24 protein-coding genes are annotated in these 22,295 nt (G+C 73.4%); 22 read left to right on the forward strand and 2 right to left on the reverse strand.

Features of this window, described 5'->3' with window-relative positions; all coding sequences use genetic code 11:
- Positions 1 to 17 precede the first annotated feature (17 nt).
- The 5 genes from allB to BM051_RS29530 all read left to right on the forward strand — a co-directional run bounded on the left by allB (position 18) and on the right by BM051_RS29530 (position 5,292).
- Positions 18 to 1,346: an allantoinase AllB gene (gene allB / locus BM051_RS00650; RefSeq protein WP_424923261.1), complete on the forward strand. Its 1,329-nt coding sequence runs from the start codon at positions 18 to 20 to the stop codon at positions 1,344 to 1,346.
- A 23-nt stretch (positions 1,347 to 1,369) separates the two neighbouring features.
- Complete coding sequence (gene alc, locus BM051_RS00655) at positions 1,370 to 2,437, forward strand: allantoicase (protein ID WP_092526313.1); 1,068 nt, start codon at positions 1,370 to 1,372, stop codon at positions 2,435 to 2,437.
- Positions 2,438 to 2,649: 212 nt separating this feature from the next.
- Entirely contained in the window at positions 2,650 to 3,240 is a 591-nt protein-coding gene (locus tag BM051_RS00660) for a hypothetical protein (RefSeq protein WP_092526316.1), read from the forward strand.
- A gap of 262 nt (positions 3,241 to 3,502) precedes the next feature.
- Complete coding sequence (locus BM051_RS00665) at positions 3,503 to 4,645, forward strand: phospholipase D-like domain-containing protein (protein WP_092526319.1); 1,143 nt, start codon at positions 3,503 to 3,505, stop codon at positions 4,643 to 4,645.
- A gap of 350 nt (positions 4,646 to 4,995) precedes the next feature.
- Positions 4,996 to 5,292 (forward strand): GNAT family N-acetyltransferase, encoded by a 297-nt coding sequence (locus BM051_RS29530; protein WP_243859274.1) that lies wholly within the window; start codon positions 4,996 to 4,998, stop codon positions 5,290 to 5,292.
- Positions 5,293 to 5,302: 10 nt separating this feature from the next.
- On the opposite strand, the gene BM051_RS00675 is transcribed toward BM051_RS29530, so the two are convergent.
- Together BM051_RS00675 and BM051_RS00680 are read right to left on the reverse strand one after the other, a co-directional pair.
- Positions 5,303 to 5,971, reverse strand: a complete 669-nt coding sequence (locus BM051_RS00675) for a (2Fe-2S)-binding protein (RefSeq protein WP_092528321.1) — start codon at positions 5,969 to 5,971, stop codon at positions 5,303 to 5,305.
- Positions 5,972 to 6,012: 41 nt separating this feature from the next.
- Positions 6,013 to 6,888, reverse strand: a complete 876-nt coding sequence (locus tag BM051_RS00680) for a putative RNA methyltransferase (RefSeq protein WP_092526322.1) — start codon at positions 6,886 to 6,888, stop codon at positions 6,013 to 6,015.
- A gap of 410 nt (positions 6,889 to 7,298) precedes the next feature.
- Here BM051_RS00680 and BM051_RS00685 point away from each other — a divergent pair, with 410 nt between their 5' ends.
- From BM051_RS00685 to BM051_RS00765, 17 genes are all read left to right on the forward strand, one after another.
- Positions 7,299 to 8,582, forward strand: a complete 1,284-nt coding sequence (locus BM051_RS00685; RefSeq protein WP_092526325.1) for an ammonium transporter — start codon at positions 7,299 to 7,301, stop codon at positions 8,580 to 8,582.
- Positions 8,579 to 8,917 carry a P-II family nitrogen regulator gene (locus tag BM051_RS00690; protein ID WP_092526328.1) on the forward strand — a complete coding sequence of 113 codons (339 nt, stop codon included), beginning with the start codon at positions 8,579 to 8,581 and terminating at the stop codon, positions 8,915 to 8,917. Before BM051_RS00685 ends, BM051_RS00690 begins: the two co-directional genes overlap by 4 nt.
- A 15-nt stretch (positions 8,918 to 8,932) precedes the next feature.
- The gene (locus BM051_RS00695; protein WP_092526331.1) at positions 8,933 to 11,272 is read left to right on the forward strand and encodes a [protein-PII] uridylyltransferase; all 2,340 of its coding nucleotides are present in this window, start codon (positions 8,933 to 8,935) and stop codon (positions 11,270 to 11,272) included.
- Positions 11,273 to 11,329: 57 nt separating this feature from the next.
- The gene (locus BM051_RS00700; RefSeq protein ID WP_092526334.1) at positions 11,330 to 11,695 is read left to right on the forward strand and encodes a hypothetical protein; all 366 of its coding nucleotides are present in this window, start codon (positions 11,330 to 11,332) and stop codon (positions 11,693 to 11,695) included.
- Positions 11,696 to 11,761: 66 nt separating this feature from the next.
- Positions 11,762 to 12,622 (forward strand): non-homologous end joining protein Ku, encoded by an 861-nt coding sequence (gene ku, locus BM051_RS00705; protein WP_092526337.1) that lies wholly within the window; start codon positions 11,762 to 11,764, stop codon positions 12,620 to 12,622.
- Between the two features lie 393 nt (positions 12,623 to 13,015).
- Entirely contained in the window at positions 13,016 to 14,554 is a 1,539-nt protein-coding gene (gene ffh / locus BM051_RS00710) for a signal recognition particle protein (protein WP_092526340.1), read from the forward strand.
- A 6-nt stretch (positions 14,555 to 14,560) separates the two neighbouring features.
- Positions 14,561 to 15,625 carry an amidohydrolase family protein gene (locus BM051_RS00715; protein WP_092526343.1) on the forward strand — a complete coding sequence of 355 codons (1,065 nt, stop codon included), beginning with the start codon at positions 14,561 to 14,563 and terminating at the stop codon, positions 15,623 to 15,625.
- 94 nt (positions 15,626 to 15,719) lie between these two features.
- A complete protein-coding gene (locus BM051_RS00720) occupies positions 15,720 to 16,466 on the forward strand; it encodes a CPBP family intramembrane glutamic endopeptidase (RefSeq protein ID WP_243859275.1) in 747 nt (248 codons plus the stop codon).
- A gap of 54 nt (positions 16,467 to 16,520) precedes the next feature.
- Positions 16,521 to 17,318: a CPBP family intramembrane glutamic endopeptidase gene (locus BM051_RS00725; protein ID WP_092526349.1), complete on the forward strand. Its 798-nt coding sequence runs from the start codon at positions 16,521 to 16,523 to the stop codon at positions 17,316 to 17,318.
- Between the two features lie 194 nt (positions 17,319 to 17,512).
- A complete protein-coding gene (gene rpsP, locus BM051_RS00730; RefSeq protein WP_092526352.1) occupies positions 17,513 to 18,004 on the forward strand; it encodes a 30S ribosomal protein S16 in 492 nt (163 codons plus the stop codon).
- Between the two features lie 73 nt (positions 18,005 to 18,077).
- Positions 18,078 to 18,317, forward strand: coding sequence for an RNA-binding protein (locus BM051_RS00735; protein WP_092526355.1), 240 nt, complete (start codon positions 18,078 to 18,080; stop codon positions 18,315 to 18,317).
- A gap of 17 nt (positions 18,318 to 18,334) precedes the next feature.
- Positions 18,335 to 18,844 carry a ribosome maturation factor RimM gene (gene rimM / locus BM051_RS00740; protein WP_092526358.1) on the forward strand — a complete coding sequence of 170 codons (510 nt, stop codon included), beginning with the start codon at positions 18,335 to 18,337 and terminating at the stop codon, positions 18,842 to 18,844.
- Positions 18,845 to 18,880: 36 nt separating this feature from the next.
- Entirely contained in the window at positions 18,881 to 19,648 is a 768-nt protein-coding gene (gene trmD, locus BM051_RS00745) for a tRNA (guanosine(37)-N1)-methyltransferase TrmD (protein ID WP_092528323.1), read from the forward strand.
- Positions 19,649 to 19,773: 125 nt separating this feature from the next.
- Entirely contained in the window at positions 19,774 to 20,136 is a 363-nt protein-coding gene (gene rplS, locus BM051_RS00750; RefSeq protein WP_092526361.1) for a 50S ribosomal protein L19, read from the forward strand.
- A gap of 42 nt (positions 20,137 to 20,178) precedes the next feature.
- A complete protein-coding gene (lepB, locus tag BM051_RS00755; protein ID WP_092526364.1) occupies positions 20,179 to 21,081 on the forward strand; it encodes a signal peptidase I in 903 nt (300 codons plus the stop codon).
- A 52-nt stretch (positions 21,082 to 21,133) separates the two neighbouring features.
- Positions 21,134 to 21,916, forward strand: coding sequence for a ribonuclease HII (locus BM051_RS00760; protein WP_092528325.1), 783 nt, complete (start codon positions 21,134 to 21,136; stop codon positions 21,914 to 21,916).
- Positions 21,913 to 22,236 carry a DUF2469 domain-containing protein gene (locus BM051_RS00765; protein WP_092526367.1) on the forward strand — a complete coding sequence of 108 codons (324 nt, stop codon included), beginning with the start codon at positions 21,913 to 21,915 and terminating at the stop codon, positions 22,234 to 22,236. The genes BM051_RS00760 and BM051_RS00765 overlap by 4 nt, the downstream gene beginning before the upstream one ends.
- Positions 22,237 to 22,295: the final 59 nt, after the last annotated feature.

The raw sequence follows: 22,295 nt of genomic DNA on the forward strand, positions 1-22,295 counted from the left end.
ACCCTATGACCGAGGAACTGGACCTGGTGGTCAGGGGTCGCAGGGTGGTCGCCGACGACGCCGAGCTGCCGCGCAGCGTCGGCGTCGCCGGCGGCCGGATCGCCACCGTGGCGCCCCACGACGCGGACCTGCCCGCCGCGCGGACGGTCGAGCTCGCCGACGACGAGGTGCTGCTGCCCGGCCTGGTGGACAGCCACGTGCACGTCAATGACCCGGGCCGGGCCGAGTGGGAGGGGTTCGACACCGCGACACTGGCCGCCGCGGCCGGCGGGGTCACCACGATCGTCGACATGCCGCTCAACAGCCTGCCGCCGACCGTCGACGTGGCCGCGCTGGAGGTCAAGCGCGCGGCGGCGGCCGGCCGGGTGCACGTCGACGTCGGGTTCTGGGGCGGCGCGGTGCCCGGCAACAGCGGTGAGCTGCCCGGCCTGCACGAGGCCGGGGTGTTCGGGTTCAAGTGCTTCCTGCTGCACTCCGGGGTGGACGAGTTCCCTCCGCTGGGCGATGCCGAGCTCGCCGAGGTGGCCGGTGTGGTGCGGGAGCTCGACGCGCTGCTGATCGTGCACGCCGAGGACGCCGGCACGATCGGCTGCGCGCCGGCGCCGTCCGGACCGGACTACGCGGGGTTCCTGCGGTCCCGGCCCGCCGAGGCCGAGCACCGCGCGATCGCACGGGTGCTGGAGCTGGCCCGGCGCACCGGCGCCAGGGTGCACGTGCTGCACCTGGCCAGCGCCGGCGCGCTGGCGGAGATCGCCGCGGCCCGGCGGGACGGCCTCCCGGTGACCGTGGAGACCTGCCCGCACTACCTGAGCTTCGCCGCCGAGGAGGTTCCCGCCGGCGCGACGCAGTTCAAGTGCTGCCCGCCGATCCGCGAGGCGGCCCACCGGGAGGGGCTCTGGCGGGGCCTGGCCGACGGGCTGATCGACTGCGTGGTGACCGACCACTCGCCGTGCACCGTCGAGCTCAAGCGGTTCGACACCGGCGACTTCGGTGCCGCGTGGGGCGGGATCGCCGGCCTGCAGCTCGGCCTGCCCGCGGTGTGGACGCAGGCCCGGCAGCGCGGGTTCGGGCTGGTCGACGTCGCGCGATGGATGGCGCGTGGGCCGGCCGAGCAGACGGGGATGCGGCGCAAGGGGCGGATCGCGCCGGGGTGCGACGCCGACTTCTGTGTGTTCGCCCCGGACGAGGCGTTCGTGGTGGACGTGACGACGTTGCGGCACCGCAACCCGGTGAGCGCCTACCACGGCCGGCCGCTGGCCGGGGTGGTGCGGTCGACCTGGTTGCGCGGCCGGGAGGTCGACGGCGAGCGGCCCCGCGGGGAGCTGCTGCGGCGCGGGGAGTGCTGAGGTGACGAGCGAGAGAGGTGACAGTGCCGGAGAATCCGCCTGACGGTAGTAACGGTCCGGAGTGGACGAACGACCCCGACCTGGCCTCCCGCCGGTTCGGCGGGACGGTGATGTGGGCGACCGACGAGCTGTTCGCCGAGAAGGAGAACCTCGTCAATCCTTGGCCGCCGCGGCACCAGCCGGAGACGTTCGGGCCGAAGGGCCAGGTCTACGACGGCTGGGAGACCCGGCGACGCCGCGAGCCCGGCGACGACGCCGCCGTCGTCCGGCTCGGCCTGCCGGGGATCGTGTCCGGCGTGGTGGTGGACACCGCGTTCTTCAAGGGCAACTATCCGCCGGCCGTCTCGGTCGACGCCTGCGCGCTCGACGGCTACCCCGGGCCGGAGGAGGTGGCCGCGGCCGACTGGGTGCCGCTGGTCACCCGCGCACCGGTTGCCGGGCACACCCGCGCCCTCTTCCCCATCGAGGGCGCGGCCGCCGACCGCCGGTTCACCCACGTGCGGCTGACCATGCACCCCGACGGCGGGGTGGCCCGGCTGCACGTGCACGGCAGCCCGGTGCCCGACCCGCGGCTGCTCGACACGGACGCGCTCGACCTGGCCGCGCTGGAGAACGGCGGGCGAATCGTCGGGTGCAGCGACATGTTCTACTCCGCTCCGGACAACATGCTCGCCCCCGGTCTGGCCGCCCACCAGGCGGAGGGGTGGGAGACCGCGCGGCGGCGGGACGACGGCAACGACTGGGCGGTGGTGCGCCTCGCCGGCGCCGGCGTCGTCCGGTTCGCCGACCTCGACACCAGCAACCTGCGCGGCAACGCCCCCGGCTGGGCCGCCCTGCGCGGGTGTGACACCGGCTCGGCCGACCCGGCCGAGCCGGGCTCGTGGTTCGACCTGCTGCCGCGGACCCGGTTGCAGCCGGACACCCGGCACCGGTTCGTGCTGCCGGAGCGGCGCGAGGTCACCCACGTTCGGCTGGACATCTTCCCGGACGGCGGGATGGCCCGGCTGCGGCTGTTCGGTGGGCTGACCGAGCGTGGCCGCGCGGAGCTCACCCGGCGGTTCCGCGAGTCCTCCGCGGGCCCGACGGGGTAGCGGCGGCGGGTGTCACTCTCTCGGGTGATAGTCCGCGCGATCCGTTCCCGCAGGTCACAGCCCTTTCTCCGGTGGTGTGTTACAGCCCGGTCACGTTCTTCGGCTCGAGGGTTCGGCACCGGCTCGGTGGGCAGCCGGTGCCCGACGGGCGAGCGCCCCGCGCGTCGCTGGTCACCACCGCTGGCATTCACGGAGAAAGGGAGAAGAAGCATATGACCACGAACGACGCAGCCGGTGTTCCAGGGGGCCCCACCGCCGCGGCTCCCGTTGCGCTGGGCGAGGACGATCGGCGGGACCGCACCCGGTGGGGTCCGATCTGGGCCGGCGTCCTCGTCGTTCTCTCCACCTACGTCGTGCTCCAGTTGCTCTTCTTCGCGCTGGGCATCCTCGATCTGGGCTTCGAAGGCGACGTCAGCACCACCGTGGCCAGTGTCGTCAGCGGCGTCCTGGCACTCGTCGCGTTCTTCCTCGGTGGACTCGCGGCGGCGGCGACCGCGTTCTGGCGCGCCGCGAACGACGGGCTGGTGCACGGCGCCCTCGTGTGGGCGCTGAGCGTGGTCGCGATCCTCACCCTCACGGTGCTGGGCGGCGGTGCGCTCCTCGGCAGCGTGGCGAGCGTGGCGACGCAGGTCGCCAACGTGGCGCAGGAGACCCGGGCGATGGACGTCGACCCCGCCCAGGCCATGCAGACCGCACGCGAGGCGGCCGGCTGGGGTGTGCTCAGCCTCGGCCTGTCGTTCGTCGCGGCCACGCTCGGCGGCCTGATCGGGGCGAAGATCTGGCCGCGCGGCCGCGGGGCGTGACGAACCCCTACCCGGGCACGGTCCCGCTTCCGCCCATGAGTGAGCTGCTCGCTCTCCGGGCGGGAGCGGGATCGTTGGGTTGTGGATGGACAGGTTTTCGTGCCGCGGGTGCGCATGCCGGATGGGCGTGACCGCCTACCCCGTTCGGCGCGGTTCACCGGCTTTTTGTTGGCATTGTTGAAGTTCTTTCTGGTTGCCCGTTCCCGCCGCTAGCGTCGCCGTCGGTTCCCTTTCCGGCACTCTCCCCGAAGGCGATGGTGACATGGCGATACGAACTCGACGTGGCTTCGGCGCGGCGGTGGTCGTGGCGTTGGCCGCGGGCCTGCTCGGCGTGGCCGCGCCGGCGACGGCCACCGCGGTCACGCCGACCACCGGCGCGGTGTTCAACAACCCGTACGGCTCGGCGGCCGAGCAGTACGCCATCCGCGACCACGTGGTGAACCTGGTGCGGGCCACCGAGCCCGGCGCCACGATCAGCACGTCGATCTACAACATCACCGACCACGAGCGGGGTGTCGCCGACGCGCTGGTGGCGGCGGCCCGGCGCGGCGTCAGGGTGCGGGTGGTGCTGGAGTCGGAGAAGGCGGGCACCGGCAGCGCGCAGGCCATCGTGAGCGGGTTGGGCAGGGACCGGAGCAAGCCGTCCTGGGCGGTGGTCTGCGCCAGCGGCTGCCACGGCACCAAGATCAACCACAACAAGTTCTACCTGTTCTCGGAGGTCGGCGGGAAGAGGAACGTCGTGGTGCAGTCGTCGGCGAACCTGACGATCTCCAACGCGCGGAAGTACTGGAACAACGCCGTCACCTTCGTCGAGAACCCCGAGCTGTACCAGGGCTACCTGGGCTACTTCGGCGACCTGGCCCGCGACCGCCGCGACGACGACTACTACCGCACGGTCGGCGCCGGCAACGTCAAGGCGTACTTCTTCCCCCGCGGCGGCAGCGGCGCCTCCTCCGACACCGTGTACAACACCCTCGGCAACGTGAGGTGCACCGGCAACACCCAGGTCGGCACCTCGGACGGGCGGACGATCATCCGGATCGGCATGTGGTACTTCGGCCGCGACGCGATCGCCGACCGGCTCGCCGCGCTGGGCCGCGCCGGTTGCCGGATCGACATCGCCTACACCGAGATGCTCGACGGGCCGGCCGCCGAGCTGCGCGGCGTGCCGAACGTGACGTTGCGCAGGGTGGACAGGGACGGCTACATCATCCACTCGAAGTACATGCTCATCGAGGGCACCTACGCGGAGGTGGCCAACCGCAAGGTCGTCTTCACCGGTAGCCACAACTACAGCAACGCCGCGCTGCACCGCAACGACGAGGCCATGGTGCGGATCTACTCCAACCCGATCCACGACCAGTACGCGGCCAACTTCGCCGCCGTCCTCCGCAGCCTCGGCTGATCCCGCGAGCTCCCGCTCGGGCGCTCGGCCAGCCGGTCCGGCCGCCCCACGCGGAAGCTCTCGGTGAGCAGTTCCCCGGCCTTCACCACGGTACGCTGGCCACCTGTCGAGGTTCCGGGAGCGATCATGGCCGACCAGCGGATCCAGCTGCGCCGAGCACGGCCTGCCGACGCGCCGGCGATCGCGCAGATCTGGCACTCGGGTTGGCACGACGGCCACTTCGGGCACGTGCCCGCGGAGCTGGTCGCCGCCCGGTCCGAGGGGTCGTTCCACACCCGGGCACCCGGGCCGCCCAACGCGTCGGCGACACCACGGTCGCGGTCACCCGGGGTGCGGTCGCGGGTTTCGTCATGGTGGTCGGCGACGAGGTGGAGCAGGTCTATGTCACGCGCCGGCACCGCGGTGTGGGTGTGGCCGGCGTGCTCCTCGACGAAGCCGAGCGACAGGTCGGGGACGGCGGCCACGCGGTGGCGTGGCTGGCGGTCGCGCCGGGCAACACGCGGGCGCGGCGGTTCTACGAGCGCCGGGGGTGGCGCGACGCCGGCCCCTTCACCTACCTCGCGGCCGGTGCGCACGGCGACATCCCGGTGCCGTGCCACCGGTACGTCAAGGACCTGCCCCGCGTCACGGTAAGCACCCAGCGTTGACCTGGGCACCTCACCCCATGAGCTCGCGCAGCCGGCGGTCCCGCTCGTCGGGGCGTTGCCGCGGGCAGCTCACGCACTTGTCCCCGCCGCCCGGCGCGAGGTAGATCAGGCAGCAGGACGACCGGCGCAGCACCGGGGTGTCGCCGACCCGGAGGAACCGGGGCCGCGGCAGCCGCGGGTCGATCCGCGCGGCCAGCGGCTCGGCCAACGCGAGCACCCGCTCCACGTCGCCCCGCGCGGTGCCCGCCCACAGCAACCGGTTGCCGATCGAGTCCCCGGCGATGGCCCACAGCGCCCGCTCGGCCGCGCCGCTCACCCCGGCGATCGCCGCCACCGCCGCGCCGAGGCTCTCCGCCAGCGCGGCGCCGAGCTCGGCCGGGTCGGGACCGAGCACGCGGGCCGACCTGGCGCCGGCGAACCGGCCGTCGGGGTGCATGGCGAACGTCGTGGCCGCCAGCGCCGGGTCGAGCGCGTGGCCGGCCAGCACCAACCCCTCGATCGCCGGCGCCACCAGCACCGACGACGCCGAGTACCAGCGGATCGTGCCGAGCACCCTGCCGTCGGCCCCGCCGTACAGCCGGGCCGCCGTGTCGAGGTCCGCGCGCAGCCACTCGGGGTCGGCCAGCACGGTCGCCGGCACCGCCCGCGGTGCGGCCGCGGCGCCGGTGTGCTGCGGCATCCGCGCCGCGATCGCCCGGTACGCCTGCTCCACCGACAGGGTCATGCGCGAGCCTTCCGGGGTCGGTACGTGGACAGCACGAACGAGGCGGTCACCGCGACCGGTCCGGCCAGCGCGGCCAACCGGTCGGCGAGGCCGTCGCGGTCCAGGTGGTGCGCGTTCGGTCCCATCCGTACCAGTGCGCGGGCCTCGTCGACGGTCAGCGTCAGCGCCAGCTCCCTGTTCGCGCGGTCGACCAGGGTGAAGGACCCGGCGAGGCCGGCGTCCAGCCGCTCCTCCTTGTCCCGCTCCACGGCCAGCAGCCCCAGCGTCCCGGCCAGCTCGGCCAGGTGCCCCGGGCCGGGCGACACCACCAGCAGCGCCCCGCCCGGCCGCAGCACTCGGTGGAACTCGGTGGCGTTGCGCGGCGCGAAGACGTTGAGCACGAGATCGGCGACGCCGGTGCCGATCGGCCACTCCCGCCAGAGGTTCCACACCGCGGCCCCGATCCGCGGGTGCGCCCCGGCCGCGCGGCGCAGCGCGACCGCCGACACGTCCAGTGCGATCCCGGCCGCCGCCGGCAGCGCGTCCAGCACCCGGGCGAGGTGGTAGCCGGTGCCCGCCCCGGCGTCCACCACGAGACCGGAGTCGGCGAGCTCCGCCGCGCGGGCGGCGAGCAGCTCGGCCAGCGGCGCGTAGTGCCCCGCCGCCAGGAACGCCGCCCGCGCGGCCACCATCTCCGCGGTGTCCGCGGTGCCGGCGGGCACCTTCGCGTGCAGCAGGTTCACGTAGCCCTGCCGGGCGATGTCGAACGTGTGCCGCCGCGGGCAGCGCAGCGCGCCACCGGAGACCGCCAGCCCGTCCGCGCAGACCGAGCATCGCAACGCGGGGACGACGACGGCGGGTAACCGCGCCGCCCCAGCCCTCGCCGAACCCATGGGGCCTATTCGACCATGGGTCCCGGCCGGCTGCGCTCCTCCCTCGCTGGCGCTCGGTCGATGCTCGCCGGTCGTCGTGCGGCGGTGTCTGTGGGCCGCGCTCCTCCCGGCTGCGCTCCTCCCTCGCTGGCGCTCGGTCGATGCTCGCCGGTCGTCGTGCGGCGGTGTCTGTGGGCCGCGCTCCTTCCGGCTGCGCTCCTCCCTCGCTGGCGCTCGGTCGATGCTCGCCGGTCGTCGTGCGGCGGCGACGTTTCGGGATCGGACGAAACGCCACGGGTGGCCGGAAACGTACCCGTAACATCCCCGGCCGCTTGGTTCACCGTGCCGAAACGTGCGGCGTCATCCCGCGCAACACGGCTTTCCCATGCTGTCCGGCAACTCGAACCCGTGATCGGCTCGAAGGAGGAAGCGTGGAAGGGAACACGGCCTGGTTGCTCACCAGCGCCGCGCTGGTGCTGTTGATGACTCCGGGGCTGGCGTTTTTCTACGGTGGGATGGTGCGCTCCAAGAGCGTGCTCAACATGCTCATGATGTGCTTCGGCGCCATCGGCCTCATCGGCGTGCTCTGGGTGGTCTACGGCTACTCCACGGCCTTCGGCAGCGACATCGGCGGGCTGTTCGGCAACCCGCTCGACGCGCTCGGGCTGAGCGGGCTGATGGGTGGTGACGCGCTGGAGGGCACCGGGTTCGTCGCCTTCCAGGGAATGTTCGCGATCATCACGGTCGCGCTGATCGCCGGCGCGGTGGCCGACCGGATGAAGTTCAGCGCGTGGCTGCTGTTCGGCGGCCTGTGGGCGACCGTGGTGTACTTCCCGGTCGCGCACTGGGTGTGGGCCGAGGGCGGCTGGATCTTCGAGATGGGAGCGCAGGACTTCGCCGGCGGCACCGCCGTGCACATCAACGCCGGCGCGGCGGCGCTCGGCCTGGTGCTGGTGCTCGGCAAGCGGTCCGGCTGGCCGAAGGAGCCGATGAAGCCGCACAACCTGCCGTTCGTGATGCTCGGCGCGGGCCTGCTGTGGTTCGGCTGGTTCGGCTTCAACGCCGGCTCGGCGCTGGCCGCGGACAACATCGCCGGGCTGGCCTTCATCAACACCCTCACCGCGACCTGCGCGGCGATGCTCGGTTGGCTGCTGCTGGAGCGGATCCGCGACGGACACGCCACCAGTCTCGGCGCCGCGTCCGGCGTGGTGGCCGGCCTGGTCGCGATCACCCCGGCGTGCGCGTTCGTCGACACCTGGGGCGCGCTGGCCATCGGCGCGGTCGCCGGCATCGTCTGTGCGCTGGCGGTGGGCCTGAAGTACCGGCTCGGCTACGACGACTCGCTCGACGTGGTGGGCGTGCACCTCGTCGGCGGCCTGATCGGGACCCTGCTCATCGGGTTCCTCGGCACCAGCGCGGTCAACGACGCCGGCGCGGACGGCCTGCTCTACGGCGGTGGCCTCGGCCAGCTCGGCAAGCAGGCGGTCGGCGCGTTCGCGGTGCTGGCCTACTCGCTGGTCGTCGCGGTGATCCTGGGCCTGCTCATCAAGGTGACGCTGGGTCTGCGGGTGCAGAACGAGGACGAGGTCACCGGCATCGACGAGGCCGAGCACGCCGAGACCGCGTACGAGTTCGGCGGTGCCCGCGGTCGCGGGGTCGCCACGGGGGCCGGCGTGGCCGGCGCGGCCAAGAAGCTCGAGGGGAGCAAGGCATGAAGCTCATCACCGCGATCGTCAAACCGTTCACCCTGGACGACATCCGGTCCGCGCTCGAGCAACTCGGCGTGCTCGGGATGACCGTCAGCGAGGTGCAGGGCTACGGGCGGCAGAAGGGCCACACCGAGGTCTACCGGGGCGCCGAGTACGCCGTGGACTTCGTGGCCAAGCTGCGGGTCGAGGTCATCACCGACGACGCCAACGTGGAGAAGGTCATCGACGCGATCACCGGTGCCGCGCACACCGGCAAGATCGGTGACGGCAAGGTGTGGGTGACCCCCGTGGAGACCGTGGTCCGGGTGCGCACCGGCGAGCGCGGCACGGACGCGCTCTAGCCGGGACCGGTGGCCATGGGGGAGGGTGCCCAGGACAGCCCCGGGACCATCGCGGGGGGACTCGCCGAGGCGGCCGAGCGGCTGCTCGCCGGCCGGCACGGCCGGCTCGGGGCCGGTGCGCTGCGAGTGGCGCTGGTCGACCTCTACGAGTTCTGGTTGCGCAGGGCCGCCGCGGCGGCCGGCGTCGACACCGCCGATCCCGGTGTCGCGCTGGCCGCCGTCGGCGGCCTCGGCCGGCGGGAGCTGGTGCCGTTCGCCGACCTCGACCTCGTGTTGCTCCACAATGGAAACAACGCGGTCGGGGAGATCGCCGACGCGCTGTGGTATCCGCTGTGGGACGCGAAGGTCGGGCTCGACCACGCGGTCCGCACCCCGGGCCAGGCGTTGCAGGTGGCCGCCGAGGACCTGCGCACCGCGATGGGCCTGCTCGACCTGCGGCACCTCGCCGGCGACGCCGGGCTCACCGAGCGGCTGGCGACCGCCGCTCGGGACCAGTGGCGGCGCACGGCGCGCACCCGGCTGCCGGAGCTGGCGGCGGCCGCGCGGCAGCGCTGGCACCGCAGCGGCGAGATCGCGCAGGTCGCCGAGCCCGACCTCAAGCACGGCAGGGGCGGGCTGCGCGACCTCGGGCTGCTCGACGCGTTCGCCGCCGCACAGCTGGCCGACCGGCCGGGTGAGGAGCTGCGCGACGCCCGTCGGCTGCTGCTCGACGTGCGCACCGAGCTGCGCCGCGAGCTGCGCAGGGCCAGGGACGTGCTCGGCGCCGCCGACGCCGACCAGGTGGCCGCCGAGCTGGGCTTCGGCGACCGGTTCGCGCTGGCCCGCGAGCTGTCCGGGGCGGGAAGGGCGGTGGCCTACGCGGTGGACGTCGCGTTGCGCGCCGCCGAGCCCGCGCCGCGCACCCGGTTCGGCCGGCGCCCGGTGCGCACCCCGCTGGACGACGGCGTGGTGCTGCACGGCGCCGAGGTGGCACTGGCCCGCGACGCCGTCCCGGCCCGAGACCCCGGTTTGCTGCTGCGGGTGGCGGCCGCGTCGGCCCGGTCCGGCCGGCCGATCGCGCACGGCACACTGCGCACCCTGGCCGACACCGCGCCCGAGCTGCGCGCCCCGTGGCCAGCGGCCGCGCGGCAGGCGCTGACCGAGCTGCTCGGCGCGGGGGAGGGGCTGGTCGGCGCGGTGGAGGCGTTGGACCGCACCGGGTTGTGGGCTCGGCTGTTCCCGGAGTGGGGCGCGGTGCGCGACCTGCCGCCGCGCGAGCCGGTGCACTCCTGGACCGTCGATCGCCACCTGGTGCAGACCTGCGTCGAGGCGGCCAGCCTCGCTACCACGGTGTCCCGCCCCGACCTGCTCCTGCTCGGCGCGCTGCTGCACGACATCGGCAAGGGCAGGGACACCGACCACTCCGAGTTGGGCGCGAAGATCGCCGGCCAGGTCGCCGGCCGGACAGGACTGCCCGAACCGGACGTCGCGCTGGTCGCCGCGATGGTGCGCCACCACCTGCTGCTGGTGCACACCGCCACCCGCAGGGACATCGGCGAGCCGGAGACCGTGCACCGGGTGGCCGCCGCGCTCGGCGACGACCCCGTGCTGCTCGAGCTGCTGCACGCGCTCACCACGGCCGACTCGCGGGCCACCGGACCCGGCGTGTGGACGGACTGGAAGGCCGGGCTGGTCGGCGAGCTGGTCGCCCGGTGCCGCGAGGCGATGCACGGCACCGGGCCGGTCGCGCCAGAGCCGGCAGACCCGGACCGGCGCGCGCTGGTCGCCGCCGCGGTGCGCACCGGCCAGGGCCAGGTGCGCATCGACACCGCCGGCAACGTCGCCACCATCACCCTCGCCGTGCCGGCCCCGGCCGAGCTGCTCGCGCCCGCCGCCGGGGTGCTCGCGCTGCACTCGCTGGAGGTGCACTCGGCCGCGCTGCGCGCCCACGACGGCGGCAGGGTCGGCGTGTTCACCGCGTCGCCGAAGTTCGGCTCGCTCCCGGACGGCACCCTGCTGCGCGAGCAGCTCACCAGGGCGGTCGCCGGCGGGCTCGCGCTGGCCGGGCGGTTGGCCGGCAAGGAGCGCGACTACCCGGCGCCGGCCGCGCCGGCGCGGCCGAAGGTGCTGTGGTTCGACGACGAGGCGGCCGGCCACGATACCGTCGTCCTCGAGTTACGCGCCCCCGACCGGATCGGCCTGCTGTACCGGGTGGCCGGCGCGCTGCGCGGGTGCGGCGCCGAGGTGCGCTGGGCCAGGGTGGCCACGCTGGGCGGCGCCGTGGTCGACTCCTTCGCCGTCTCACCCTCCTCGGGCGGGCTCGACCAGGCGTGGCGGGACCGCGTGGAGAAGGCCGTGCTCGCCGCCACCGAGTAACCGCCGGGCTCGGGGTGTCGGGCGGGTGGATCGCGCACGGGGTGGCAGGATGTCCGCATGCCCGAGACAGGTCCCGAGATCGGCGCGGGAGTGTCGGCCACCGTGGCCGCCACCCACCTGGAGGCCTGCGCCGCCGAGCTGGCCGTGACCGGGGTGGGCACGGTCGCCGACCTGGCCGAGGTGCTCCGCCGGCTCACCGCGAGCCAGCGGCACCTCGCCGCGGCGCTGACGCACCTGGCCGGCCTGGTGCGCGACGGCGACGCCGAGGGGCTGGCCACCGCGCCGGCGCCGGACCTGGAGGCACTCACCGAGGTCCTGCATGCCGCGGCCACCGCGTCCGGCTGCGCCGCCGACGCCCTCGCCGAAAGCGCGCCCGTGTTACGAACACTAGTGCGAACGGACGACGAGAACACCCATTTGTAGCTTTCGCCGCACCCGTTCCGTTAATTAGGCTCGTGGTATTCGTGAGCTGCGGCGGGGAGGAAATTGATGCGCGCGGTGTGGAAGGGCACGATCGGCTACGGCGACTTCGCGGTTCCGGTGCGCGCCTACGGCGCGGTCTCCGAGCAGGGCACCGGGCTGAACCTGGTGCACACCGCGGACGGCGGGCGGATCCGGCACCGGCGGGTCTGCGAAATCGACGGTGCCGAGGTGCCCGCCGCGGAGGTCGGCAAGGGCGCGGTGCTGCCCGGCGGCTCGGTGGTGGTGCTCACCGACGACGATGTCGATCGACTGCCGTTACCCACCGCCAGCGGTATCGAGATCTGCGGATTCGCCCCGATGGAGCAGATCGACCCGATCTACTTCGCCCGCAGCTATCACCTCGAGCCCGAGGTCTCCGGGACCCGCGCCTACGTCCTGCTCAGCGAGGCGCTGCAGCAGACCGGCAAGGTCGCGGTGGTCAAGGTCGCGCTGCGGCAGCGCGAGACGCTGGGCGTGCTGCGGGTGCGGGACCAGGTGATCGTGCTGGCGACCATGCACTGGCCGGAGGAGGTCCGCACCCCCGACTTCCCGTTCCTGCACGAGGACGTCGACGTGCGGCTGCCGGACGTGCGCAGGGCCGCCGAAATGATCGACCGGCTGGCCGGCGACTTCGAGCCGGGCCGCTACACCGACCGGTACCAGGAGGCGCTCACCGCGCTCGTCGAGGCCAAGGCCGAGGGCGGCGAGGTGGCGCACCCCGCCGGCCCCGCCCAACAGGAGGCGGTCACCGAACTGCTCTCCGCGTTGGGGGACAGCGGGGCTGCCGTGCGCAGGGCGCGGGCCGCGGCCCGCGAGGCCGCCGAGGCCAAGGCGGCCGCGACCAGGGCCGCCCGCCGCACCCGGGACGCCGCCGACGCTCGCCGCTAGTGGACCCATGCCATGAAGGTGGCCTTCATGGCGTTTGGGGCAGGGTCACCGAGTAGGTCGCCCCACGCCCGGATTGCGTAGTCCTACCCACCCCTACTTGGGGAGCTTCACGCTGCCGACATTCCCCCGCCAACCGGCAGGCTGAAGGCATCGCGCGGACGGCGATGCCGGAAGGAAACGCCCCGCCAGGTACTGGGGGTCTGGCGGCGCGGGGCCGATGATCGGCACCACCCGCGCGGGACCGGCCGTCCGGCCGGCCCGAGGAGGGAGCGGGCCGGCCGGACGCGCCACCGGGGACGTGCCGTGCCACCCGGGTCGCCGGGGACGACTACCCTCGGGGGAGCCGGCCGTGCGTGCCGGCACCTGACCACGAGCTCGCTGGAGTGCCCACCCGTGTTCGACACCCTTTCCGACCGGCTCACCTCCGTACTGCAGAACCTGCGCGGCAAGGGGAAGCTGACCGAGGCCGACATCGACGCCACCGCGCGCGAGATCCGCATCGCGCTGCTGGAGGCCGACGTGGCGCTGCCCGTGGTGCGGGAGTTCATCGCGCAGGTCAAGCAGCGGGCGAAGGGCGCGGAGGTCTCCGGCGCGCTCAACCCGGCCCAGCAGGTCGTGAAGATCGTCAACGAGGAGCTCGTCGCCATTCTCGGCGGCGAGACCCGCCGGCTGACCCTCGCCAAGACCCCGCCGACCGTCATCATGCTGGCCGGTCTGCAGGGCTCCGGTAAGACCACGCTGGCCGGCAAGCTGGCCCGCTGGCTCAAGGAGCAGGGCCACGCGCCGCTGCTGGTGGCCTGCGACCTGCAGCGGCCCAACGCGGTGACCCAGCTCCAGGTGGTCGGCGAGCGCGCCGGGGTGCCGACGTTCGCCCCGGAGCCGGGCAACGGCGTCGGCGACCCGGTGGACGTGGCCCGTCGCGGCGTCGAGGAGGCCAGGCGGGCCCAGCACGACGTGGTGATCGTCGACACCGCCGGCCGGTTGGGCGTCGACGAGGAGTTGATGCGGCAGGCCGCCGACATCCGCGACGCCGTCCAGCCGGACGAGACGCTGTTCGTGGTCGACGCGATGATCGGTCAGGACGCGGTGACCACGGCGGAGGCGTTCCGCGACGGCGTGGGCTTCTCCGGCGTGGTGCTCACCAAGTTGGACGGCGACGCCCGCGGCGGTGCGGCGCTGTCGGTGCGGCACGTCACCGGGCGGCCGATCCTGTTCGCCTCCAACGGTGAGAAGCTCGAGGACTTCGACACCTTCCACCCCGACCGGATGGCCAGCCGGATCCTCGGGATGGGCGACGTGCTGACCCTGATCGAGCAGGCCGAGCGGGCGTTCGACCAGGAGAAGGCGGAGAAGGCCGCCGCCAAGCTGGGCGCCGGCGAGCTGACCCTGGAGGACTTCCTCGAGCAGATGCTCGCGGTGCGCAAGATGGGCCCGATCGGCAACCTGCTCGGCATGCTGCCCGGCGCGGGGCAGATGAAGGACCAACTCGCGCAGGTCGACGACAAGCAGCTCGACCGGGTGCAGGCGATCATCCGCGGGATGACCCCGGCGGAGCGGGCCGACCCGAAGATGATCAACGCCTCCCGCCGGCAGCGCATCGCCAGGGGCTCCGGCGTCGCGGTGCGCGAGGTGAACGACCTGGTCAACCGGTTCTTCGAGGCCAAGAAGATGATGCAGCAGATGGCCGGCCGGTTCGGTCTCGGCGGCGGGGTCGGTGGCGGCAAGAAGAACCGCAAGGGCAAGAAGGGGAAGAAGGGCAAGGGGCGCGGCCCCACCCAGCCGAAGGTGCGCGGCGGCTTCCCCGGGGGCCTGCCCGGCGGCTTCCCGCCCGCCGGCGGCGCGCCCGGCCTGCCGCAACTCGGCGGTGGCGGGCTGAACGACCTGCCACCCGGCTTCGACCCGAGCAAGCTCAAGCTGCCGAAGAACAAGTAGCCCGCCGTGCGGCTGCGCGGTGTGGTGCTGCCCGAGGGCGAGCACCGGGAGCTGTGGATCACGGATGGGCGGATCGGTGTCGAGCCGGTGCCGGACGCGCCGACGCTGGTCGAGGACGGGTTCCTCGTGCCGGGACTGGTCGACGCGCACTGCCACCCCGGTATCGGCCCCGGCGGACCGGTGTCCCTGGACGAGGCGGCCGAGCAGGCCCGGACCGACCGGGACGCCGGCACGCTGCTGATCCGCGACTGCGGCGTGCCGATCGACATCCGGCCGCTGCACGCCAGGCCCGACTTGCCCAGGATCATCTCGGCCGGGCGGCACCTCGCCCTGCCCAAGCGGTACATCCCCGGCCTCGGGATCGAGCTCGACTCTCCCGACCAGCTGCCGGCCGCGGTGGCCGAGCAGGCCGCGGCCGGCGACGGCTGGGTCAAGCTGGTCGGCGACTGGATCGACCGGTCGGTGGGCGACCTGGCGCCGCTGTGGCCGGAGGACGTGCTGGCCGAGGCGGTGGCGGTGGCGCACGCCGCCGGGGCCAGGGTCACCGCGCACGTGTTCGGTGAGGACGCGCTGCCCGGCCTGCTCGCCGCCGGCATCGACTGCCTCGAGCACGGTACCGGCCTGGACGAGTCGCAGATCGCCGAGCTGGCTCGCCGGGGCACCGCGCTGGTGCCCACTCTGATCAACATCGCGAACTTCCCGGGCATCGCCGACCGTGCGGGCAGGTACCCCACCTACGCCGCGCACATGCGGGCCCTGCACGACAGGGTGGACGAGACCGTCGGGGCGGCGATCGCGGCCGGGGTGCCGGTGTACGCGGGCAGCGACGCCGGCGGCATGGTCGAGCACGGGCGGCTGGTGGACGAGGTCGAGGCCCTGCACCGCGCCGGGATGACCGTCGAGCAGGCGCTCGGCGCCGCGTCGTGGGCCGCCCGTGCCTGGCTCGGCCACCCCGGGATCACCACCGGCGCCCCGGCCGACCTGCTGGTCTTGGACACCGACCCGCGCGAGGATCTCGGCGTGCTGCGCCACCCGCGGCACATCATCCTGCGCGGCACCGTCGTGCGCTGATCGCCGCCGTCCCTCCGGGTGCTCACGGCCCCATGTCGGCCGATCGCACGCTGCCACATACGGTGATGGCGACGGCATGGTGGAGGGAGGTTCGGTGGTCGACGACCGGGAGGACCCACCACCCTCGGTCCGCGCCGCGACGGTCCTCGGCGCGCACTGGGGCCTCCTGGCGTTCTTCGCCGGGATCGGCGGCTACTACCTGCTCACCCTGGTCATGGCCGTCGTGCTGGCCGGGCACGTCGACGTGGGCGACCCACTGCAACCGCGCGAGCTCGGCCCGGTGATCCTGCTGGCGTTCCTGCCGAACCTGCTGCTCGGGCTCGGCCCGGTGGTCGGCTCCCGGCTGCGCGGACGCGGCCCGCGCGCCGACTTCGGCCTCGTGCCGACCGCCCGCGACGTCAAGGTCGGGCTCGCCTGCGGCGGCTTCGCCCTGCTCGCCGGTTACCTGCTCAACCTGCTGCTGCTCGGCACCTACGGCCCCGAGCGGATGTTCGAGGGACCGCTGGCGGACCTCTCCTCCGGCCTCGGCGACTCGCTCGGCTGGCTGGTCGTCGCCGCGGTGATCGTCGTGCTGGTCGCGCCGGTCACCGAGGAACTGCTGTTCCGCGGCGCGCTGTGGAACGCGCTCGACCACCACCGGGTGCCGCCGTGGGCGATCCTGCTGTTCACCGCGCTGGTCTTCGCGCACCTGCACGACCAGCCGGCCCGCACGATCGCGTTGCTCGGCCAGGGGGTGGCCATCGGTGCCGCGCGGCTGATCACCGGGCGCACCGGCGCGAGCGTCGTCGCGCACGCCGCCAACAACCTGCCACCCGCCCTGCTGTTGTTCGCCGCGCCCTGAGCGCGGCAACGACTAGGCTCGACAGAGTCCCTGCCGCTGACCAGGAGGAACGGCGTGACCGCACACCAGTCCAGGGAGCCGGTCGAGAACCTCACGCCGGCGTACCAGGGCCAGGAGCTCGCGGCACCGCGCCCCGCCCCTCCGCACCGCTGGGGCTTCGGCGCGTTCCTGCTCGTGGAGGCCGTGCTGCTGGCCTCGGCCGCGTTCGTCTCGGCACTGCTCCGGCGGGCACCCCGGGAGGGCTCGATTCCGATGCGCGACGTGTTGATCGGCACCATGGCGCCGACGGTCACCGCCGCGCTGGTGGCCGTGCTGATCACCGTGGTCCGCGGGAACGGGCCACTGGCCGACCTGCGGCTGTCGTGGCGCTGGGACGACGTGCGGATGGGGCTGCGGTTCGGCCTGCTCGGGCTGGTCTGCACGACGATCGGGGCGTTCGTGTGGACCCGGGTGGTGGGCGAGGAGAACGCCAGCTCGGCGATCGGCGCGCTGGTGGAGGACCAGCCGATGGCGGTCTCCGCCGCGGTCGCGATGTTCCTCTACCTGTGGCTGCTCGGACCGATCTGCGAGGAGGTCATCTACCGCGGCCTGCTGTGGGGCGCGGTGGAGCGGATGCACTGGGGCAAGGAGAAGTGGGGGCGGCTGGCGGCCTTCCTGCTGTCGACGGCCGTGTTCGCGGTCAGCCACCTCGAGCCGCTGCGGACCAGCCTGCTGCTGGTCATCGCGATCCCGATCGGGCTGGCCCGGCTGGTCACCGGGCGGCTGCTGGGCAGCATCGTGGCGCACCAGATGAACAACTTCCTGCCGGCGCTGGCGATCCTGCTCACCGCGCTCGGTGTGGTGCACCTGTAGCCGGTTCACGGATGTTCGGCCCGCCCGGCGGCCGGCCCCCGCCGGCGATCTGGCAGAATATCGGACTGTCTGCTCCGGCCGCGGTCCCTCTCACCGTGCCCGGGGCCACCGACCTGCGGGCGCTCGCATCCGACTCCCCACGCGGATCGTGTCCCGACTCGAGCACGAAGAGAACGCAAGGAGTACCCACACCCGTGGCCGTCAAGATCAAGCTGCAGCGCCTCGGCAAGATCCGTGCGCCCTACTACCGGATCATCGTCGCCGACGCGCGGACCCGCCGGGATGGCAAGGCCATCGAGACGATCGGCAAGTACCACCCGAAGCAGGAGCCGAGCTTCATCGAGGTCGACTCCGAGCGGGCGCAGCACTGGCTGAAGGTCGGCGCGCAGCCCACCGAGCCGGTGCAGCGCATCCTGGAGATCACCGGCGACTGGCAGAAGTTCAAGGGTCTGCCGGGCGCGGAGGGGCGGCTGAAGGTCGCCGAGCCGAAGCCGTCGAAGCAGGAGCTGTTCAACAAGGCGCTCGAGGAGGCCGGTGAGCAGCCGGCCACCGAGGCCACCACGCCCAGGAAGAAGGGCGGCAAGAAGGCCGACGCCGAGAAGGCCGAGGCCAAGGCCGGCGAGGCCGAGAAGCCCGAGAAGGCCGAGAAGCCCGAGAAGGCCGAGAAGAAGGCCGACGAGGCGTGAGCGAGCGTGCGAGCGAACCGTTGAACACAGCAGCCCGGCGAACGCCACGCACGAGCGTCAGCGAGGAGGGGGCGTGAGCTTCCTGGCCGACTCGCTCGAACACCTGGTGCGCGGCATCGTCGACCACCCCGACGACGTCCGCGTCGAGCTGCTCACCACGCGTCGTGGCCGCACGCTCGAGGTGCACGTCCACCCGGACGACCTGGGCAAGGTGATCGGCCGGGGCGGGCGCACCGCCACCGCGCTGCGCACCGTCATGGGTGGCATCGGTGGTCGTGGCGTGCGGGTCGACGTCGTCGACACCGACCGCTGAGGAGGACCGGCGGGGTCGTGGAGGTCGCGGTCGGCCGGGTGGCGAAGGCGCACGGGATCGGCGGTGAGCTCGCCGTCGACGTGCGCACCGACGTGCCGGAGGAGCGGTTCGCCGCCGGCGCGGTCCTGACCGGCCGGGCGCGGGACGGCGACACCTGCCGGCTCACCGTGGCGGCCGCCCGCCCGCACGGCGGGCGGCTGCTGGTGCGGTTCGCCGAGGTGACCGACCGCGCAGGCGCGGAGTCGCTGCGCGGGGTGCTGCTGCTGGCCGACACCGCCGACCTCCCACCGACCGACGACCCCGACGAGTTCTACGACCACGAGCTGGAGGGCCTGCGCGCCGAGCTGGCCGACGGCACCGTGGTCGGCCGCGTGCGCGAGGTGGTCCACACACCCGGCGGTGAGCTGCTCGCCCTCGACCGCGACGGCGGGGAGGCGCTGGTGCCCTTCGTCCGGGCGATCGTCCCGGTGGTGGACCTCCCCGGCGGCCGCGTGGTGCTCGACCCACCCGAGGGCCTGCTGGACTAGAGCTGGTCGAACCAGGCCCTTTTGGAGCTGCTGACCGTGCGGATCGACGTCGTCACGATCTTCCCCGAGTATCTGGCCCCGCTGCGGGCCGCGCTGCTCGGCAGGGCGATCGACCGCGGCCTGATCGAGGTCGGCGTGCACGACCTGCGCGAGTGGACGCACGACGTCCATCGCGCGGTGGACGACGCGCCCTACGGCGGTGGGCCGGGCATGGTGATGAAGCCCCAGGTGTGGGGTGACGCGCTGGACGACGTCTGCGGGCCGCGGTCCCGGCTGGTCGTGCCGACCCCCGCCGGCCGGCCGTTCACCCAGGCCACCGCCCGCCGCTACGCCGCGGCGGAGCACCTGGTGTTCGCCTGCGGCCGGTACGAGGGCATCGACCAGCGGGTGATCGACGACGCCGCCCGGCGGATGCCGGTGGATGAGGTGTCGATCGGCGACTACGTGCTGGTCGGCGGGGAGGCCGCCGTGCTGGTGATGGCCGAGGCCGTGGTCCGGCTGCTGCCCGGCGTGCTCGGCAACCCGGTGTCCGCCGAGCAGGACTCGTTCTCCGACGGTCTGTTGGAGGGACCCAGCTACACCCGGCCCGAGGTGTGGCGCGGCCTGGCCGTCCCGGAGGTGCTGCGGTCCGGCCACCACGCGGCGATCGACCGCTGGCGCCGGGACCAGGCGCTGATGCGGACCTTCCGTCGCCGCCCCGACCTGCTGGCCGCCCTGCCGGACGGTAGCCTGGACGAGCACGACCGCCGCCTGCTCGACCGGCTGCGCGCCGACCAGGAGCGGGCCGGACACAGCGACGGCTAGGCCGTCTGCCATACTTGACCGGTTGGCGCACGAGGTCATGCGCCTGCCAAACCCCCTGGGCCGGCCGCCGGGACCGGCGCGCGCCCTGACGTAGGTAAGCCACAACGGACGAGGACGGACTCTCGATGAACACCCTGGACGCCCTGGACGCTCAGTCGCTGCGTTCCGACATCCCGGCCTTCCGCCCGGGCGACACGCTGAAGGTGCACGTCCGCGTTATCGAGGGCAACCGGGAGCGCCTGCAGGTGTTCCAGGGTGTCGTGATCCGCCGGCAGGGCGGTGGCATCCGCGAGACGTTCACCGTGCGCAAGGTGTCGTTCGGCGTCGGCGTCGAGCGGACCTTCCCGGTGCACTCGCCGAACATCGCCAAGATCGAGGTGCACAAGCGCGGCGACGTGCGGCGGGCCAAGCTCTACTACCTCCGCGAGCTGCGGGGCAAGGCCGCCAAGATCAAGGAGCGCCGCGAGAAGACCCCCTCGGGTTCCTGAGCCACCGGTCGCTTACCGTAGCCTGGCCACGTGGTCGAGCCTGTGCCTTCGAACGCCGCCGAGGACGAGCCGGAGCGCCCCGACGAGCCGAACGGGGCGGGCCGGCGCCGCAAGGAGAAGAAGCAACGGTCGTTCTGGAAAGAACTGCCGATTCTGATCGCCGTGGCGCTGGTGTTCGCCTTCCTCATCCAGTTCTTCATCGCGCGCGTCTACATGATCCCGTCGGGGTCCATGGAGACGACGCTGCACGGCTGTCCCGGCTGCACGCCGGACCGCATCCTCGTGGACAAGCTCGTCTACGACTTCACCGAGCCGGAACCGGGCGAGGTCGTGGTCTTCAAGGGGCCCGAGCCCTGGGTCGAGGACCTGCCGCAGGAGGGGTCGAGCAACCCGGTGGCCGGGTTCTTCCGGGACATCGGCTCGATGTTCGGCCTGGCGCCGCCCGACGAGCGGGACTTCGTCAAGCGGATCATCGCCACCGGCGGGCAGACCGTGGAGTGCTGCGACGCGCGGAACCGGGTCGTGGTCGACGGCAGGCCGCTGGACGAGCCGTACATCCACTGGGCGCCCGGTCAGGAGCCCCGCCAGATGGAGTTCGGCCCGATCACCGTGCCACAGGGCACCGTGTGGGTGATGGGGGACAACCGGAACAACTCGACGGACTCCCGCCTGCAGGGCGGTGGCGGCGAGAACGGCGCGGTTCCGGTGGACAACATCATCGGCAAGGCCCGGTTCATCGTGCTCCCGCCGAGCCGCTGGGGCACGATCAGCGACCACAACCCGCAGGCGAGCCAGGCGAACGCGCTGGGCGCTCCCGCCTGGCAGCAGGGCGTCCCGCTCGGGGTCGGCGCGGTGCTGGCGTGGCCGGCGGTCCGGATCGGGCGGCGTTTCCTGGGGGCCGGGCCGCTCGGGTCGGGACGCGGAACGGACGACCGGAGGCGGTAGGCGCGTGGCCGTCGCACGACCGCTCGCGACCGCGATCCGCCCACCCCGGGCGGTGGTACGGGGGGACACCGTGTGGGGCCTGCAGGCGGCGCTGGATCGGCGTGGCCTCGGCCCGGTGGCTGGGGTCGACGAGGCCGGCCGGGGCGCCTGCGCGGGGCCGCTGGTGGTGGCCGCGTGCGTGCTGCGGCCGGGCGACGGCACGCGGTTGGCCGAGTTGACCGACTCGAAGCTGCTCACGCCGCAGACCCGGGAACGGGTGTACGAGCGAGTGACCGTCCGGGCGCTCGATTACTCGATCGTGGTCATCCCACCGGACGAGGTGGATGCGCTCGGTGTCCACGTGACGAACGTGGAGGGGATGCGCAGGGCCGTCGCCCGGCTGCGACAGCGGCCCGGGTACGTGCTCACCGACGGGTTCCGGGTGCCGGGGTTGCCGGCGCCGAGCGTGGCGGTGGTGAAGGGCGACCGGGCGGTGGCGTGTGTGGCCGCGGCGTCGGTGCTGGCGAAGGTGACCAGGGACCGGATCATGGCCGGGCTGCACCGGGATCATCCGGTGTACGGCTTCGACATCCACAAGGGTTACTGCACGGCCGAGCACGGCGCGGCACTCACCGAGCACGGGCCCAGCGAGGTACACCGGTGGTCGTTCGTCAACGTGGCCCAGGCCGCGGCCGTGCACGGTCGGCGACCGCCGCGGCGGGTGATGCTGAGTGCGGCGGCACTGCTGCAGATGCCGGGCGCGGCGGTGGGTGCCGACGGCGGGTCCGTGGGAGAGAATGGACTTTCCGCCGAGGACCGGCAGACCAGTTCGCGAGGAGGGGCGCGCGTTTCATGAGCGCAGAGGATCTCGAGAAGTACGAGACCGAGATGGAGTTGTCGCTGTACCGCGAGTACCGCGACATCGTGAGCCAGTTCTCGTACGTCGTGGAGACCGAGCGGCGGTTCTACCTGGCCAACGCGGTGGACGTCCAGGTGCGGGACAACGGCGGCGACGTGTACTTCGAGGTGCGGATGTCCGACGCCTGGGTGTGGGACATGTACCGGCCGGCCCGGTTCGTGAAACACGTCCGGGTGATCACGTTCAAGGACGTCAACGTCGAGGAGTTGGACAAGCCCGACCTGCGCCTGCCGGAGGACGGCCCCTTCTCCGGCTGACGCTCGCCGCCGACACGGGGCCCGCCCTGGTCGGGCCGCGTCCCCGGGCCCGCCCGTCC

Source organism: Amycolatopsis arida, assembly GCF_900115565.1.
Lineage (GTDB): Bacteria > Actinomycetota > Actinomycetes > Mycobacteriales > Pseudonocardiaceae > Yuhushiella > Yuhushiella arida.